General features: G+C 72.1%; 4 protein-coding genes and 1 pseudogene. All 5 read right to left on the bottom strand.

From position 1 onward, the window contains the following. Window positions 1–142: 142 nt before the first annotated feature. Window positions 143–1,273: an acyl-CoA dehydrogenase family protein gene (locus tag ACFV57_RS38480; protein WP_385242528.1), complete on the bottom strand. Its 1,131-nt coding sequence runs from the start codon at window positions 1,271–1,273 to the stop codon at window positions 143–145. Between the two features lie 58 nt (window positions 1,274–1,331). After that, window positions 1,332–1,628 carry an acyl carrier protein gene (locus ACFV57_RS38475; protein WP_385242515.1) on the bottom strand — a complete coding sequence of 99 codons (297 nt, stop codon included), beginning with the start codon at window positions 1,626–1,628 and terminating at the stop codon, window positions 1,332–1,334. Beyond that, complete coding sequence (locus tag ACFV57_RS38470; protein WP_385242512.1) at window positions 1,628–2,491, bottom strand: 3-hydroxyacyl-CoA dehydrogenase family protein; 864 nt, start codon at window positions 2,489–2,491, stop codon at window positions 1,628–1,630. Before ACFV57_RS38470 ends, ACFV57_RS38475 begins: the two co-directional genes overlap by 1 nt. A 41-nt stretch (window positions 2,492–2,532) precedes the next feature. After that, window positions 2,533–8,193, bottom strand: a pseudogene (locus ACFV57_RS38465) (type I polyketide synthase); the annotation flags it as partial. Window positions 8,194–8,392: 199 nt separating this feature from the next. Then, complete coding sequence (locus ACFV57_RS38460; RefSeq protein WP_385242509.1) at window positions 8,393–18,220, bottom strand: type I polyketide synthase; 9,828 nt, start codon at window positions 18,218–18,220, stop codon at window positions 8,393–8,395. Between the last annotated feature and the right edge of the window lie 6 nt (window positions 18,221–18,226).

Genomic DNA, 18,226 nt, shown 5'->3' with positions numbered 1-18,226 from the left:
CCATCCACCCCACCACCCCCTAATACTTGTTTTTGTTGTGTGGGGGGTGTTGGTTTTTTTTTACCCCCCCCGGCCGGGCCCCGGGGGGGGGGGGGCCCCCCCACGGCACCGACACGTCACTTCGAGGAGAGGAACAGAGGGATCAGAGAGAGTCGAGGGCGTGCTGCGAGAGGATCAGCCGGCAGATCTCGTTGCTGCCTTCGATGATCTCCATCAGCTTCGCGTCCCGGTACGCCCGGGCGACCACATGGCCGTCCTGGCTGCCCGCCGAGGCGAGGACCTGCACCGCCGTCGCGGCGCCGCGGGCCGCGTGGCCGGCGCTGGCGTGTTTCGCCAGTACGGCCGCGACGACCATGTCCGGGGACGCGGAGTCCCAGCTGCGGCTGGCCGCCTCGCAGGCATGGGCCGAGGTGCGCTCGGCGACCAAGAGGTCGGCGAGGTGCCCGGCGACGAGCTGGTGCTCGGCGAGCGGTTTGCCGGACTGCTCACGGCGCCTGGCGTGCGTGGTGGCGGCGCTCAGGCAGGCGCGCAGGATGCCGACGCATCCCCAGGCGACCGAGATCCGCCCGTACGAGAGCGCCGTGGTGAACAGGAGCGACAGGGACTGCCCGCCGCCGCCGAGCACCCGGGACGCGGGGAGCCGTACCTGGTCGAAACGGATCTGCGAGTGCCCGGCGGCGCGGCACCCGAGCGGGTCGGCGACCGGCTCGATGTGTACGCCCGGGGTGTCCGCCGGGACCACGACGGCGGCCGCGTCCTCGCCGTGCAGGGCCAGGACCACCAGCAGATCGGCGTACCGCGCGCCGGTCACCCACATCTTCTGCCCGTCGAGGACGAACCCGTCGCCGTCGGGCCGAAGACGGGTCCGCATGGCCGCCAGGTCGCTGCCGGCGCCCGGCTCGCTGAATCCGACGGCCGCCAGTCGCCCGCTCGTCAGCTCCGTGAGGTAGTGCTTGCGCTGCGCGCGGTCGCCGAAGCGCTGGATGGCCGAAGCGGCGATGCCCTGCGACGTCATGATGCTGCGCAGGGAGCTGCACAAGCTGCCCACGTACGCGGTGAGTTCGCCGTTCGTTCGGCTGTCGGCGCCGCGGCCCCCGTACGCCGTGGGCACCTCGGCGCACAGCACTCCCCCGGCTCCGAGGGTGCGCAGCAGGTCCACGGGCAGTTCCCCCGCCACGTCCCAGGCCGCGGGCCGGTCGCCGACGAGTTCGCCGATCCGGGCGTGCTCGTCGGTCAGGGCGCGTTCGCCGGACAGGGCGGGGCCGTCGGACAGAGCGTGTCCGCCGGGCGGGGCGGGCTCGTCCGACAGGGCACGTTCGCCGGACAGTCGCTCAGGCACCATCGACTGCGTCCGGGGCGCCGTGAAGTTCCATCACCATTTCGGTCATCGCGCCGACGGTACGGAAATTGTCGAGCTTCAGCGCCGGTCCCACAATGGCGATGTCGTACTCCTCCTCCAGATGCACCACCAGCTGCATGGCGAACATCGAGGAGACGAGGCCTTCGCTGAATATGTCCTGGTCTGCCGTCACCGTGGTCTTGAGCCGCTCGGCAAGAAAGGACAGCAGCGCGCTCTCGACAGCTGCCGCGGTGAGCGGTGCCGTCGTGGTGTTCTGCTCGGCGGTCATCAGACCCCCCTGTCGTAGTCGTAGAAACCCCGGCCGGACTTCCGGCCCAGGCTGCCTTCTTTCACCTTTTCCAGCATCAGGTCACAGGGCCGGCAGCGTTCGTCGCCGGTGCGCTCGTAGAGGACGTTGAGCGAGTCGACCAGGTTGTCGATCCCGATCAGATCCGCGGTGCGCAGTGGGCCCGTGGAATGGCCGAGGCAGCCTTCCAGCAGGCCGTCCACGACCTCGACGGAAGCGACGCCGTCCGCCACGAGCATGGCCGCGCTGTTGATCAGCGGGTGCAGCAGCCGGTTGATGACGAACCCGGGGGCGTCCCGCACGACGAGGCCTTTTCGGCCGAGCGCCGTCAGCAGAACGGTGACCGCCTCCATGGTCGGATCGCTCGTGCCGGAACCCCGGATGATTTCCACCATCGTAATGAGATAGGCGGGATTCATGAAGTGAACACCGACGAGCTCGTCGGGCCGGGCCACCCATGCGGCCATCTCGTCGACCGGAATGCACGAGGTGTTGGAAATCAGGACCGTGCCGGGCCGCACGGTCCGCGAGACCTCGGTGAGGACCTCGGCCTTGGTGGCGCTCAGTTCCGGCACCGCCTCGATGACGGTGGTCGCGTCCGCGACATCGCGCAGCGACCGGCTGGTCACCAGCTCGCCCTGCGGCCGGTCCGTGGGCAGCGAGCCCATGAGCTGGGCGTGCCGCAGCTTCCGCGAGATGGTCTTGCGTGCCGCGGCGAGCACGTCGTCGGCGATGTCGACCAGGACGACCGGAACGCCGTGTCCGACCGCCAGTGCCGCGATATTGGTTCCCATGACACCGGCTCCCACTATGGCGAGCCGGTGGTCCGTACGGTCAGTGCTCATCGCACACCACGCTTCATTTCCTTTGCTGGGTTGTTCGGCGATCAGGTCAGTTCATCGAGCCAGTCGTCGACGATGCGCGCTGTCGTGTCGGAGTGCTCGCCCATCATGGAGAAATGGTCGCCCGGCACGTCGACGACCGTGACGCGGCTGGAGAATTCCCAGGTGGCCCGCGGGTGTTCGGCGTCATCCGGTGCCGCGCCGATGGTTTTCGCCGCCCGGACGAGCAGCGTCGGTATCGCCGTATCGGTCAGTACACGCCAGTCCAGGGAGTAATAGTGCGCCATGGCCGTGAGCCACGCGTCCTCGGTGCCGTTGCCCTGCTGTTCGGTGTCGCCGAGGGCCACGCCGGGGAGCATGGACATGATTTCGTCGGGCATTTCCTCCGCCTTGGGCGAGTACGTATCGATCAGCACCACGCCGGCGGGCGCCTTGCCGATACCGGCCAGGCGGGCCGCGACCTCGTGTGCGACCATGCCGCCCGAAGAGCGCCCCACGAAAACGTACGGTTCAGCGGCTCCGGAATCGCGGACGTTCTCGGCGTGCACCTCGATCAGCGCTTCTACGGTGGCGGCCAGCGGTTCCCCGGCAACGAACCCCGGGGTGGGAATGACCGACACTTCCCGGCTCCCGCGGAAGTGGGCGGCGAAACGGGCGAATTCCTGGGCATCCGAACTCCCGGCGAAGGAAGGGAAGCAGATCAGGCCAGGCGTTTCGGCCCCCCGGGAGACCGGTACCGGCTGAGGCATCCTCGCGAGTTCACCGGCCGTTGTAAACGCTGTTCGGAGTGCGGCGAGGTCCTTCACCTGGCGCATCACCTCGTCCGCCGCACCGCCCTGCGCGGCCCGTACCAGCAGGGCTCCGAGGGAGTCGGGCGGCGTCGAGAGGCCCGGGGACGGGTCCAGGGACGGGTCCTGGGACGGGGCCAGGGACGGGTCCTGGGCCGTGTCCTGGGGCTTCGCGAAGACGTACCGGCGGCGGTCGTAGGCGCCGCCGTCGGTGGTCTGTCGCGCGGCGTTGCCGCCGTTCAGCAGCCCTGCCGAGGACAGTTCCGAGCCGACAAGTTCCGCCAGGACCGCAGGGGTCGGGTAGTCGAACGCGACCGGTCCCGCCAGCCGCAGCCCGGTCGCACTGTTGAGCCGGTTGCGCAGCTCGACCGCGGTCAGGGAGTCGAGGCCCAGCTCCAGGAAGCTGACATCGGACTCGATGGCGTCGGTGGTGGGGTAGCCCAGTACGGCGGCGGCCTCGGCCCGTACCAGATCGGTCAGGAACCGGTCCTGCTCGGAGCGCGGCATTCCCGCCAGACGCTGCCCCAGATCGCCGCGTGCCACCGGAGTCTCGCCCGGTGCCGCCTCGGCGGCCAGCAGCTGCCGCACCTCGGGCAGGGAGGCGATCAGCGGGCTCGGGCGGCGCAGAGTGAACGTCGGGACGAAACGCTCCCAGTCCACGTCCACGACCGTGACCGCCGTATCGCCCCCGTCCACCGCCTGCGCCAACCCGCGTATCCCCAGGGCCGGTTCCATCACCCGAAGGCCAAGGCGCCGCAGCTGCTCTCCCGTAGAACCGGCGCCCATACCGCCGCCGCCCCACAGCCCCCAGGCCACGGATGTCGCCACCTGGCCCCGGGCCCGTCGGCACTCCGCCAGCGCGTCCAGGAAGGCGTTCGCCGCCGCGTAGCCCGGCTGGAAGCTGCTGCCCCAGGTGGCGGCGATCGAGGAGAAGAGAACGAACGCGTCCAGGTCGAGGTCGGCGGTCAGCTCGTCCAGCCAGACCGCGCCCGCCGTCTTGACCGCCGAGATCCGCTCAAGATCGTGGACTGCCGTGTCCGCCAGCGCCGTCGCTTCCCCGAGCCCCGCGCTGTGCACCACGCCGCACAGCTCCGGGCCGTTGCCGTCCGCGGCTATCCGGTCCAGCAGCCCGGCCACCTCCGGACGGCGTGCCATGTCACACGCCACGACCTCGACCCGGCTGCCCGTGGCGGCCAACTCCGCGGCCAGCCCGGCCACACCCGCCGCCATCGGCCCGGAACGGCTGGTCAGCACCAGCCGCGGAGCGCCACGCCCCGCCAGCCACCGCGCCGTATGACCACCGATGCCGCCCGTGCCACCCGTCACCAAGACCGAACCACGCGGCGTCCACTCTCCATCGCGGGCCCCACGGGGAATGGCACGTATGAGCCGACGTGCCATGACTCCGGCGGGGCGCAGTGCGAGCTGATCCTCGCCGTTGCTGTCGGCGAGGAGGCCACAGAGACGGGTCGCGGTGCGATCGTCCCAGGCCGACGGGAGGTCGATCAGACCACCCCAGCGGTCCGGATGCTCCAGAGCCGCCGTACGGCCCAGACCCCAGACCTGCGCCTGCACAGGACCGGACAGCGCCTCGGACAGGCCGGTCGCCACCGCACCCCGGGTCAGCACCCACAACGGGGCACCGAGCCCCGCATCGCCCAGCGCCTGCACCAGGCCCAGCGTCCCGGCCACACCCCGGTGCACCACCGGTACGTCCGCCAACGGCGCCTCGTCCAGCGCCAGCAGCGACACGACACCGGACAGCTCGGCCCCCTCGGGCAGAGCACCGGTGATCCGCTCGGCCAGCGCCGCCCGGTCCACCTCGTCAGCGACCGTCTCCACGACGACCACCCGGGCACCACGATCGGCCAGGGCCGCCCGTACCGGCCCGGTCTCCGCCTGCCCCGACGGCGCCACCACCAGCCACGTCCCCGACAGCACCGCCGACACCGGCTCGCCCACCGGCGTCCACGAGACCCCGTAACGCCAGTCCGCCACCGCGGAGTCGTCCTGCTGACGGCGTCGCCACGACGCCAGAGCGGGCAGCACGTCGCGCAGCCGTTCGTCGTCGACCGCCAGTGTGTCGGCGAGTTCCCGCAGGTCGCCGCCCTCCACGGCGGCCCAGAACTGCTCCTCGGCCGCGTTGCCCGGGGCGCCCGGCGTCGTGTCGGACGGCAGGAGCGCCTCCGGCGCCTGGGGCCAGTAGCGCCCGCGCTGGAAGGCGTACGTGGGCAACTCGACGTGCCGTTCGCCGGGTTCCAGGACTGCCGTCCAGTCCACGCCGACGCCGCGCACGTAAGCCTCGGCAAGGGAGGACAGGAGGCGGTCCGCGCCGCCGTCGTCGCGGCGCAGCGTGCCGGTGATCACCGGGGCGGGTACGTCGGCGTCCTCGGTCGTGTCGGTGATCGCTGCGGCGAGCACCGGGTGCGGGGAGACCTCGATGAAGGTGTGGTGTCCGGTCCGGGCGAGGGCCCGGATGGCGCGGTCGAACTCGACCGGGGCGCGGAGACTGGCGTACCAGTACGACGGGTCCAGCTCCGGACCGGCGAGCATCTCCCCGCTCATCGCGGAGATCATCGGGATCTGGGCATGCGTGGGCCCGATGCCCGTCAGGGTGTCGAGGATCTCCTGTTCCAGGGCGTCCACCTGGGCACTGTGGGAGGCGTAATCCACGGGGATCATGCGGGCACGGACGCCGTCCGGCTCGCAGGACGCGGCCAGCTCCTCCAAGGCCTCGGGAGTGCCGGAGACGACGGTGGCGGACGGGCCGTTGACGGCCGCGATGGATACGCGGTCGCCCCACGCGGCCAGCCGGACCCGTACGCGGTCGGCGGGCTCGGCCACCGACAGCATGCCGCCCCGCCCCGCCAGCGCCCGCAAGGACCGGCTGCGCAGGGCCACGACCCGGGCCGCGTCCTCCAGGGTGAGGATTCCGGCTACGCAGGCGGCGGCGATCTCGCCTTGCGAGTGGCCGACCACGGCGTCCGGCTGCACGCCCGCCGCCTGCCATACGGCGGCCAGCGAGACCATCACCGCCCACAGCGCGGGCTGCACCACATCCGCCGTCTCCAGCGCGGGCGCACCCGGCGCCCCGGACAGGACGTCGTCCAACGACCAGTCCACGTACGGGGACAGCGCTTCACCGCACTCGGCCAGACGCGCCGCGAATACCGGCGAGGAAGCGCGCAGTTCGCGCCCCATGCCCAGCCACTGACTCCCCTGACCCGGGAAGACGAACACCGTACGGCCCGCACCATCGGGGCTGCTGACGCCCGAGATCGTGCCGGTGGCGGGCTGGCCGGTCGCGACGGCGGCCAGCCCGGCCGCCAGGCTCTCCCGGTCCGCGCCCGTCACCACGGCCCGGTGCTCGAACGCGGACCGCGTCGTCGCCAGCGACCAGCCCACATCGACCGGTTCCAGCTCGGGGCGGGACAGGGCGAACTCCCGCAGCCGCCCTGCCTGCGCCGCCAGCCCATCCGCCGAGCGGCCCGACACCAGCCACGCCGACGTACCGGCGCCCGACAGCACCGGTACCGGGCGCGCCCCGGGCCTGTCGCCGGAGATCTCCGGCGCGTTGTCGTCCTCGTCCTCCGCCCCGTCGTCCGACGGTTCGGGGTCGGTGCCCGCGGGGGCCTCTTCGAGGATGACGTGGGCGTTGGTGCCGCTGATGCCGAAAGCGGAGACCCCGGCCCGCCGCGGACGGTCACCGGCCGGCCATGGCACCGCCTCGGTCAGCAGCCGTGCGTGGCCCGCCGTCCAGTCCACGTGCGGTGACGGTTCTTCGGCGTGCAGCGTCCGGGGCAGCTCGCCGTGCTGGAGGGCCAGCACCATCTTCATCACACCGGCCACGCCCGCGGCCTGCTGCGGATGGCCGATGTTGGACTTCACCGAGCCCAGCCACACCGGCCGGTCGGCCGGCCGCTCCTGTCCGTAGGTGGCCAGCAGCGCCTGCGCCTCGATCGGGTCGCCCAGTTCGGTGCCGGTGCCGTGCGCCTCGATCACGTCGACGTCGGCCGCGGCCAGGTGCGCGCCGGCCAGCGCGGTGCGGATCACCCGTTGCTGGGACGGCCCGTTCGGCGCCGTCAGGCCGTTGCTGGCGCCGTCCTGGTTGACGGCGCTGCCGCGGATGACGGCCAGCACCTGGTGCCCGTTGCGCCGCGCGTCGGAGAGACGTTCCACGAGGACCACACCGGCGCCCTCGGCGATGCCCATGCCGTCGGCGTCGGCCGAGAAGGCCTTGCACCGCCCGTTCGAGGCGAGCACCCGCTGCCGGGAGAAGCCCACGAACTCGGCCGGGGAGGACATCACCATCACGCCGCCGGCCAGCGCCAGGGAGCACTCGCCGGCCCGCAGCGCCTGGCACGCCTGGTGCAGGGCCACCAGCGAGGACGAGCAGGCCGTGTCCACCGTGACGGCCGGGCCCTCCAGGCCCAGCGTGTACGACACCCGGCCCGAGATCACGCTGCCCGCGTTGCCGGTGAGCAGATACCCCTCCGCTCCGCCGTCCCCCTCGGCCAGCCCGGCCCCGTACCCCGAGTACGTCGCCCCGGCGAAAACCCCGGTCAAGGAGCCGCGCAGGGACTCCGGGTCGATGCCGGCCCGCTCGATCGCCTCCCACGAGATCTCCAGGAGCAGGCGCTGCTGCGGGTCCATCGCCAGCGCCTCACGCGGGCTGATGCCGAAGAAGCGCGGATCGAAATCCGCCGCGCCCTGGAGGAATCCGCCTTCCTGCACATACGACGTTCCGGGATTGTCGGGGTCCGGGTCGAAGAGGCCCGTCATGTCCCAGCCGCGGTCCGTGGGAAATCCGGAAACCGCGTCACCGCCCGCGGCCAGCAGTTCCCACAGCCGGTCCGGGCTGTCCACGCCGCCCGGATACCGGCAGCCCATTCCCACGATCGCGATCGGCTCCCGGTCGCGTTCCTTCTCCTCGCGGAGGAGTTGGCGGGTCCGGCGCAGTTTCGCGGTCACCTGCTTCAGGTAACCGAGCAGCTTGTCCTCGTTCTCCATTTACCGTCTCACACCCTCTGGCCAGGCCTTATACGTCTGTTGCACGTCCACCGCCGGTCCGCTCACGGCCACCGCGAGGCCGCTCACGTCCACCGCGCGTCCGTTGTCAGTCGAAGTCGGGATCGTTGAGTTCCTCGTCGACGAGGTCGAACATCTCCGCGGCGGTTTTCGCCTCCAGCTCGCGGTCGAGTGCCGTGTCGTCCGACGTCGTCGTCTTTGCGCGAAGATCCCGGGTGAGGGCTTCGAGACGGTTCGCAATCTTGATCCGTACGTCGTCGTCGAGGGTTTCCGACGACAGAACACTGTCCAGCCTTTCCAGTTCGTCCATGACGGGCAGCCGGTCCGTCTGCCGGCCGGAGATTTCCGCCCACAGGAATGCGGCCAGTGCCGCCGGGGACGGATAGTCGAAAATCATGGTGGGCGGCAGTCGCAGCCCGGTGGCGGTGTTGAGCCGGTTGCGCAGCTCGACCGCGGTCAGCGAGTCGAAGCCCACCTCGCGGAAGGCCCGGGTCGCGGGTACGTCCCCCGGGGACGCGTATCCCAGCACCGCGGACGCGTGGGTCCTGACGAGGTCGGTGACCGCCCGCTCCCGTTCCGCCGGTGACATCCCGGCCATACGCTGCGCCAGTTCGCCCGCTTCGTCGGATTCCGCCGGTGCCGCGGGTGCCGTCTGCTGCTGCCGGACCTCGGCGAGCCCGTCCAGCAGCGGCCAGGACCGCATGGCGTTGAACACCGGGGCGAACATGGCCCAGTCCACGTCCGCGACGGCCAGGAACGTTTCGTCGTCGGTCAGGGCCTGCTCCAGCGCGTTCAGCGCCCGCTCCGGGTTCAGGAAGCTCATGCCCTGGCGCAGCAGCCGCGCCGGGGTGATGGTCCCCGGAAGGTCGGGCACCACGGCGTTCACCGCGTCCCAGTCGCGGGTGTCCCAGATGCCCCAGGCCACCGAGGTCGCCACCAGGCCGCGCCCGCGCCGGTGCTCGGCCACCGCGTCCAGGAACGCGTTGCCCGCCGCGTACGCGGCGTGCTCACCGCTCCCCCACGTCGCCGCGATCGACGAGAACAGCACGAACGCGTCCAGATCGAGATCGGCCGTCAGCTCGTCCAGCCACACCGCACCGGCCGCCTTCGCGCCCAGGGCAACCGTCAGGTCCTTCATGCCGGTGCCGTCCACGGGCGTCAGCTCCACCGCGTTGGCGGCGTGCAGGACGGCGCGCAGCGGCGGGCCGTCGGCGGCGATACGGCTCAGCAAGCTCTCCACTTCGGAGCGCTGCGCCACGTCACACGCCACCATGCAGACCTCGGCCCCCGCCTCGGCCAACGCCGCCAACGTCGCCACGGACGCCGCCGACGGACCCGAACGGCTCGTCATCACCACCCGCTCGGCCCCACGCTCCGCCAGCCACCGCACCAGATACGGCCCAACCTGCCCCGTACCACCCGTGACCAGCACCGTCCCACGCGGCACCCACGGCCGGCGGGCGCTGGTGGCCCGCGGGGCACGTACCAGGCGCCGCGCCATCAGGCCTGCCGGACGTACGACGACCTGGTCCTCCCCGCCGTCGGCCAGCGCCGCGCAGAAGCGGGCGGCGGTGCGGTCGTCCCAGGCCGGCGGCAGGTCGATCAGGCCGCCCCAGCGCTCGGGGTGTTCCAGGCCGACGACCCGGCCCAGGCCCCAGATCTGGCCCTGTACGGGGCTGGTCAGCACCTCGGTCGCGCCGGCCGCCACCGCGCCCCGTGTCACCGCCCACAGCGGGGCGTCGATCGCCGCGTCGCCCAGCGCCTGCACGAGCGAAAGCGTGCCGGCCACGCTCCGGTTCACCACCGGGACGTCCTCGACCGGCGTCTCGTCCAGTGCCAGCAGCGACACCACACCGGCCACCCGGAAGACCTCGGCCTCGGCCAGGGTCCGGGTGAGCCGGTCGGCCAGCGCCGCCCGGTCCAGACGGTCGGCATCAGCCGGATCGACTCCGGCGACGACGACCTGAGCGCCACGGTCGGTCAGCGCCCGCGCGCAGGCCCGTGCCAGTTCGCCGTCGGCGTGCCCGGCCGGTACGACCAGCAGCCAGGCACCGGACAGCACCGTCGACGCGGGCTCCGCCATCGGCACCCAGGAGACGCGGTACCGCCAGTCCGCGACCGCCGAATCATCGCGGTCGCGACGTCGCCACGACGCCAGGGCGGGCAGCAGCTCGCCCAGCCGCTCGTCGTCCACGGCCAGCGTGTCCGCGAGCTCCCGCAGGTTGCCCTCTTCGACCGCGGCCCAGAACTGCGTCTCGGCCTCGGTACCGGTTCCCTCGGCTCCGGCCGCGCTGACATCGCGTTCCGCCGACTCCGGCACCGGGGACGCCCAGAAGCGTTGGCGTTGGAAGGCGTAGGTGGGGAGGTCGATGTGCCGGGAGTGATGGGCGGGTTCTTCGAGGAGGGTGGTCCAGTTGATGGGGGCGCCGTGGACGTGGGCCTCGGCGAGGGACGCCAGGAGGCGGGCGGGGCCGCCGTCGTCACGGCGCAGGGTGCCAGTGATCAGGGAGGCGGTCTCTTCGGCGTCCTCGATGGTGTCGGTTATGGCGGCGGTTAGGACCGGGTGGGGAGAGGTTTCGATGAAGGCGCGGTGGCCGGACTCGGTGAGGGTGCGGATGGCGCGGTCGAACTCGACGGGGGCGCGGAGGCTGGCGTACCAGTACGACGGGTCCAGCTCCGGGCCGGCGAGCATCTCGCCGCTCATCGCGGAGATCATCGGGATGTGGGCCTGGGTGGGTTTGATGCCGTCCAGAACGTCCAGGATTTCCTGTTCGAGGGCGTCCACCTGGGGGCTGTGGGAGGCGTAGTCCACGGGGATCATGCGGGCGCGGATGCCGTCCGCCTCGCAGGCCGCGGCCAGTTCCTCCAGGACCTCCGGGGTGCCGGAGACGACCGTGGCGGACGGACCGTTCACGGCTGCTACGGATACGCGGTCACCCCAGGGGGTGATCCGGTCGCGTACGCGGTCGGCCGGTTCGGCGACCGACAGCATGCCGCCACGACCGGCGAGAGCCGTCAGCGCGCGGGAACGTAGAGCCACGACTCGGGCCGCATCATCCAGGGAGAGGATTCCGGCGACGCAGGCCGCCGCGATCTCACCCTGGCTGTGCCCTACGACCGCGTCCGGCGTGACTCCGGCCGCCTGCCATACGGCGGCCAGGGACACCATCACCGCCCACAGCGCAGGCTGCACCACATCCGCGGTCTCCAGCGCGGGCGCACCCTCGGCTCCGGACAGCACATCGTCCAGCGACCAGTCCACGTACGGAGACAGCGCCTCACCGCACTCGGCCAAGCGGGCAGCGAACACCGGCGAGACCGTGCGCAGTTCGCGCCCCATCCCCAGCCACTGACTCCCCTGACCCGGGAAGACGAACACCGTACGGCCGACACCACCAGCCGCAGCCGTACCCGTCACCACACCCGCAGCGGGTTGGCGGGTGGCCACCGCGGCCAGCCCGGCCGCCAGCCCTTCGCGGTCCGCGCCGGTCACGACGGCGCGGTGTTCGAATGTGGCACGGGTGGTCGCCAACGACCAGGCCACATCCGCCGACTCCAGGTCAGCCCGGGACAGCGCGAACTCGCGCAGCCGCCCCGCCTGCCCCGCCAAACCGTCCGTGCTGCGCCCGGACACCAGCCACGCCGACACACCAGCACCCGCGGCCAGCACCGGCAGCTCACCGGCGTCCGGCGAAACCTCCGTACCGGCAGCTGCTTCGTCGTCCGCGGCCTCCGGAGCAGGCGCCTCCTCAACGATGACATGCACATTCGTGCCACTGACACCGAACGCCGACACCCCCGCCCGGCGCGGTCGCCCGTCCGTGTGCCACGGCCGCGCCTCCGTCAGCAGCCGTACCTCGCCCGCCGACCAGTCCACGTGCGGCGACGGCTCGTCCGCGTACAGCGTCCTCGGCAGTTCACCGTGGCGGAGCGCCTGCACCATCTTGATCACGCCGGCGATTCCGGAAGCCGCCTGGGCGTGACCGATGTTCGACTTGAGGGAGCCCAGCCACAGCGGCTGTTCCTCCGGCCGGTCCTGTCCGTACGTGGCGAGCAGCGCCTGGGCTTCGATCGGGTCGCCCAGCTTGGTGCCGGTGCCGTGCGCTTCGACCACGTCGACGTCCGATGTCGACAGCTGCGCGCTCGCCAGCGCGGCGCGGATGACGCGCTGCTGGGACGGACCGTTCGGCGCCGTCAGGCCGTTCGACGCGCCATCCTGGTTCATCGCGCTGCCGGGGATGACGGCCAGCACCTGGTGTCCGTTGCGGCGGGCTTCGGACAGGCGCTCCAGTACGACGACGCCCGCGCCCTCGGCCCAGCCGATGCCGTCCGCGTCCGCCGAGAACGGTTTGCAGCGGCCGTTGGCGGCCATGCCCTGCTGCTCGGAGAACTCCGCGTACGCGCCCGGCGTGACCATGACGGCCACACCGCCGGCCAGCGCCATGGTGCACTCGCCCGTCCGCAGCGACTGGCACGCCTGGTGCAGCGCCACCATCGAGGACGAGCACGCGGTGTCCATGGTCACCGCGGGGCCTTCCAGGCCCATCGTGTACGACACCCGGCCGGAGATCACCGCGGTCACGCCGCCCGTCAGGAGGTAGCCCTCCGAGCCGGTGTTCCCGCCGGTCAGCCCCGTCCCGTAACCCGAAAAGTTCGCTCCGACGAAGACTCCGGTCCGGGTGCCGCGCAGCGAGGCCGGGGGAATTCCCGCCCGCTCCACGGCTTCCCAGGAGACCTCCAGGAGCATCCGCTGCTGCGGGTCCATCGCCAGCGCCTCGCGCGGACTGATCCCGAAGAAGCCCGCGTCGAAGTCCCCGGCGTCGTGGACGAAACCGCCGACACGCGCGTACGAGCCCGTGTCACCCGCCGCTTCCCAGCCCCGGTCCTGCGGGAACTCGGAGAGCGCGTCCGTGCCCGCCGCCACCAGGTCCCACAGCTGCTCCGGGGTGCTGACCCCGCCGGGGAGGCGGCAGCCCATGCCCACGATCGCGATGGGCTCGTCGAATGCCGCCGCAGGCACGGCCGGCGCGGCGTCCGTGGTGTCGGTACGGATGCCCAGCAGCTCGCCGCGCAGGTAGTCGGCCAGTGCGGCGGCCGCCGGGTAGTCGAACACCACCGTGGCGGGCAGTTGCAGACCGGTGGCGGTGTTGAGGCGGTTGCGCAGCTCGACCGCGGTCACCGAGTCGAAGCCGAGTTCCTTGAAGGCCCGGCCCGGCTCGACGGCGTCGGTGGTGGAGTAGCCCAGTACGGCGGCGGCCTCGGCGCGTACCAGATCGGTCAGAAGCCGGTCCTGCTCGGTACGCGGCATTCCCGCCAGACGCTGCCCCAGCTCACCCCGTGCCACCGGCGTCTGGTCCGGTGCCGCCTCGGCGGCCAGCAGCTGCCGCACCTCGGGCAGGGAGGCGATCAGCGGGCTCGGGCGGCGCAGAGTGAACGTCGGGACGAAACGCTCCCAGTCCACGTCCACGACCGTGACCGCCGTATCGCCCCCGTCCACCGCCTGCGCCAACCCCCGGATGCCCAGAGCCGGTTCCATCACCCGAAGGCCGAGACGCCGCAGCTGCTCTCCCGTGGAACCGCCGCCCATACCGCCGCCGCCCCACAGCCCCCAGGCCACGGATGTCGCGGGAAGACCGCGCGCTCGCCGGCACTCCGCCAACGCGTCCAGGAACGCGTTCGCCGCCGCGTAGCCGGGCTGCGCGCTGCTGCCCCAGGTCGCGGCGATCGACGAGAAGAGAACGAACGCGTCCAGGTCGAGGTCTGCGGTCAGCTCGTCCAGCCAGACCGCACCCGCCGTCTTGACCGCCGAGACCCGCTCCAGGTCCGCGAGGGAGAAGGACTCCAGCGCGGTGGCCTCACCCAGACCCGCACTGTGCACCACACCGCACAGCTCCGGGCCGCTCCCGTCCGCAGCTATACGGTCCAGCAGGCCCGCCACCTCCGAACGCTGTGCCATGTCACACGCCACGACCTCGACCTGACTACCGCTGCCCGCAAGCTCGGCGGCCAGCGCCGCCACACCAGCAGCGGCCGGGCCGGAACGGCTGGTCAGTACGAGCCGCGGAGCGCCACGCCCCGCCAGCCACCGCGCCGTATGACCACCGATGCCGCCCGTGCCACCCGTCACCAAGACCGAACCACGCGGCACCCACGGCGTCCGGCTCTTCGGTGACACGGGGGCTTGCACCAGTCGGCGTGCCATGACGCCGGCGGGGCGCAGTGCGAGCTGATCCTCGCCGTTGCTGTCGGCGAGGAGACCACAGAGACGGCTCGCGGTGCGATCGTCCCAGGCCGACGGCAGATCGATCAGACCACCCCAGCGGTCCGGATGCTCCAGAGCCGCCGTACGGCCCAGACCCCAGACCTGCGCCTGCACAGGACCCGACAGCGCCTCCGACGGTCCAGTTGCCACCGCACCCCGGGTCAGCACCCACAACGGGGCACCGAGCCCCGCATCGCCCAGCGCCTGCACCAGGCCCAGCGTCCCGGCCACACCCCGGTGCACCACCGGTACGTCCGCCAACGGCGCCTCGTCCAGGCCCAGCAGCGACACGACACCGGACAGCTCGGCCCCCTCAGGCACGACACCGGTGATCCGCTCCGCCAGCGCCACCCGGTCCACCTCGTCTGCGACCGTCTCCACGGCGACCACCCGGGCACCACGGTCGGCCAAGGCCGCCCGTACCGGCCCGGTATCCAACTGACCCGACGGAGCAACCACCAGCCACGTCCCCGACAGCACCGCCGACGACGGCTCGCCCACCGGCGTCCACGAAATCCCGTAACGCCAGTCCGCCACCGCCGAATCGTCACGCTCCCGACGCCGCCACGACGCCAGAGCGGGCAGCAGCTCGCTCAGCGGCTGCTGTTCATCGACGGCCAGTGTGTCGGTGATCTCCCGCAGGTTGCCGTCCTCCACGGCGGCCCAGAAGCGGGCCTCGGCCGCTGAGCCGGCGGCGTCCGTGCCCGTGCCATCCGTGTCCCGCGCGGGAGCGTTGGCGGCCTGCGATGCCTGCGGCCAGTAGCGCTGGTGCTGGAAGGCGTACGTGGGGAGGTCGATGTGATGGCGGCCGGGCGTCAGGATGGCCGTCCAGTCCACGGGGGCGCCGTGGACGTGCCCCTCGGCGAGGGAGGACAGCAGGCGGTCCGCGCCGCCGTCGTCCCGGCGCAGGGTGCCGATCACGGCCGGTACGGCCGTACCGGCCGCTTCGCCGCCCGCTGTCCGTGCGGCGTCCTCGACGGTGTCGGTGATCGCGGCGGTCAGCACCGGGTGCGGGGACACCTCGATGAACGTACGGTGGCCGGTCTCGGCGAGCGTACGGACGGCGCGGTCGAACTCGACGGGCGCGCGGAGGCTGGCGTACCAGTAGGACGGGTCCAGCTCCGGGCCGGCGAGCATCTCGCCGCTCATCGCGGAGATCATCGGGATGTGGGTACGGATGGGCTCGATACCCTCCAGTACGGACAGGATCTCCTCGTGGAGGGCCTCGACCTGGGGGCTGTGGGAGGCGTAGTCCACCGGGATCATGCGGGCGCGGACGCCGTCCGACTCGCAGGCCGCGGCCAGTTCCTCCAGAGCCTCCGGGGTGCCGGAGACGACCGTGGCGGACGGGCCGTTCACGGCTGCCACGGATACGCGGTCGCCCCATGCGGTCATTCGGGTCCGTACACGGTCGGCCGGTTCTGCTACCGACAGCATGCCGCCACGACCGGCGAGAGCCGTCAGCGCGCGGGAACGGAGAGCCACGACCCGCGCCGCATCATCCAGGGAGAGAATTCCGGCGACGCAGGCCGCCGCGATCTCACCCTGGCTGTGCCCCACGACCGCATCCGGCCGTACACCCGCCGCCTGCCACACCGCCGCCAGGGACACCATGACCGCCCACAGCGCGGGCTGCACCACGTCGGCTGTTTCCAGTGCGGGTGCGCCCTCGGCTCCGGACAGCACATCGTCCAGCGACCAGTCCACGTACGGGGACAGCGCCTGGCCGCACTCGGCCAGGCGGGCGGCGAACACCGGTGAGCAGGCGCGCAGTTCGCGCCCCATCCCCAGCCACTGACTCCCCTGCCCCGGGAAGACGAACGCCACCCGCCCCCGGCCGGAACCGCCGGCCGGTAGCGCGCCGGACACCACGCCCGGGGCCGGGGTGCCGGTCGCCACGGCGGCGAGGCCGGCCGTGAGTTCCGTGCGCCCGGTGCCGAGCACCACGGCCCGGTGCTCGAACGTCGAGCGGGTCGTGGCCAGCGACCAGGCGATGTCCTCGGGCGCCGACTCCGGATGCGCCAGTACGGATTCCCGCAGCCGTCCCGCCTGTGCTGCCAGGCTCTCCGCGCTGCGTCCGGAGAGCAGCCATGCCGATACGGCCTGCGCGTCGGCGTCCGAGAGCACCTGAGGGGCGGGGGTCGTGGTTACGCTTTCGTCTTCCGCCTTTCCGGCGGGGGTCGTGGTTACGCTTTCGCCTTCCGCCTTTCCGGCGTCGGCCGCCCCGCTGTCGCCGGCTGCCGCTGCCCCATCGGCCGCCTGCACGTCATGGGCGGGGGCCTCTTCGAGGACGATGTGGGCGTTGGTGCCGCTGATGCCGAACGCGGAGACGCCGGCGCGCCGCGGTCGCCCGCCCGTCGGCCACGGCACCGCCTCGGTCAGCAGCCGTACCCGGCCCGCCGACCAGTCCACGTGCGGCGACGCGTCCTGTGCGTGCAGCGTGGCGGGCAGTTCGCCGTTCTGGAGGGCCAGCACCATCTTCATCACACCGGCCACGCCCGCGGCCTGCTGCGGATGGCCGATGTTGGACTTCACCGAGCCCAGCCACACCGGCCGGTCCTCCGGCCGTTCCTGCCCGTAGGTGGCGAGCAGCGCCTGCGCCTCGATCGGGTCGCCCAGTTCGGTGCCGGTGCCGTGCGCCTCCACGGCGTCCACGTCGTCCGTCGTCAGCAGGGCGTTGGCCAGGGCCGCCTGGATGACGCGCTGTTGCGAGGGGCCGTTGGGGGCCGTCAGGCCGTTGCTGGCGCCGTCCTGGTTGACGGCGCTGCCGCGGATGACGGCCAGCACCTGGTGCCCGTTGCGCCGCGCGTCGGAGAGCCGCTCGACGACCAGTACGCCCACGCCTTCGGCGATGCCCATGCCGTCGGCGTCGGCCGAGAACGCCTTGCACCGGCCGTCCGCGGCCAGGACGCGCTGCCGCGAGAACCCGATGAACTCCCCCGGGTCGGCCATCACCATCACGCCGCCGGCCAGGGCCAGGGAGCACTCGCCGGCCCGTAGCGACTGGCAGGCCAGGTGCAGGGCCACCAGCGAGGACGAGCAGGCCGTGTCCAGGGTGACGGCCGGGCCTTCCAGGCCCAGCGTGTAGGACACCCGGCCGGATATCACGCTGGAGACGTTGCCGGTGATCAGGTGCGGTTCCGAGCCCAGCATTCCGGCGGTGCTCTGCAGATATCCGGACGACGCCGCGCCGGCGAACACTCCGGTCGGCGAGCCCCGCAGCGTCTCCGGGGCGATACCGGCCCGTTCGACCGCTTCCCAGGAAACTTCCAGGAGCAGCCGCTGCTGCGGGTCCATCGCCAGCGCCTCACGCGGACTGATCCCGAAGAACCGGGGGTCGAAATCCGCCGCCGCGTGCAGGAATCCGCCTTCCTGGACGTACGACGTCCCCGGGTTGTCGGGGTCCGGGTCGAACAGCTCCGCCATGTCCCAGCCGCGGTCCTGCGGGAACCCGGAAATCGCGTCGCCGCCCGCGGCCAGCAGGCGCCACAGCCGCTCGGGGCTGTCCACACCGCCCGGGTAACGACACCCCATTCCCACAATCGCGATCGGCTCCCGGCTCCGCTCTTTCTCATCCTTGAGAACTTGGCGGGTCCGGCGCAGCTTGGCGGTTATCTGCTTGAGGTAATCGCGGAGCTTGTCCTCGTTCTCCATCTACCG

The sequence above is a fragment of the Streptomyces sp. NPDC059788 genome, assembly GCF_042732265.1.
In the GTDB taxonomy this organism is placed as follows: Bacteria; Actinomycetota; Actinomycetes; order Streptomycetales; family Streptomycetaceae; genus Streptomyces.
Note: the sequence above shows the minus strand (reverse complement) of the source record. Positions and strands in the feature narration are given on the sequence as shown.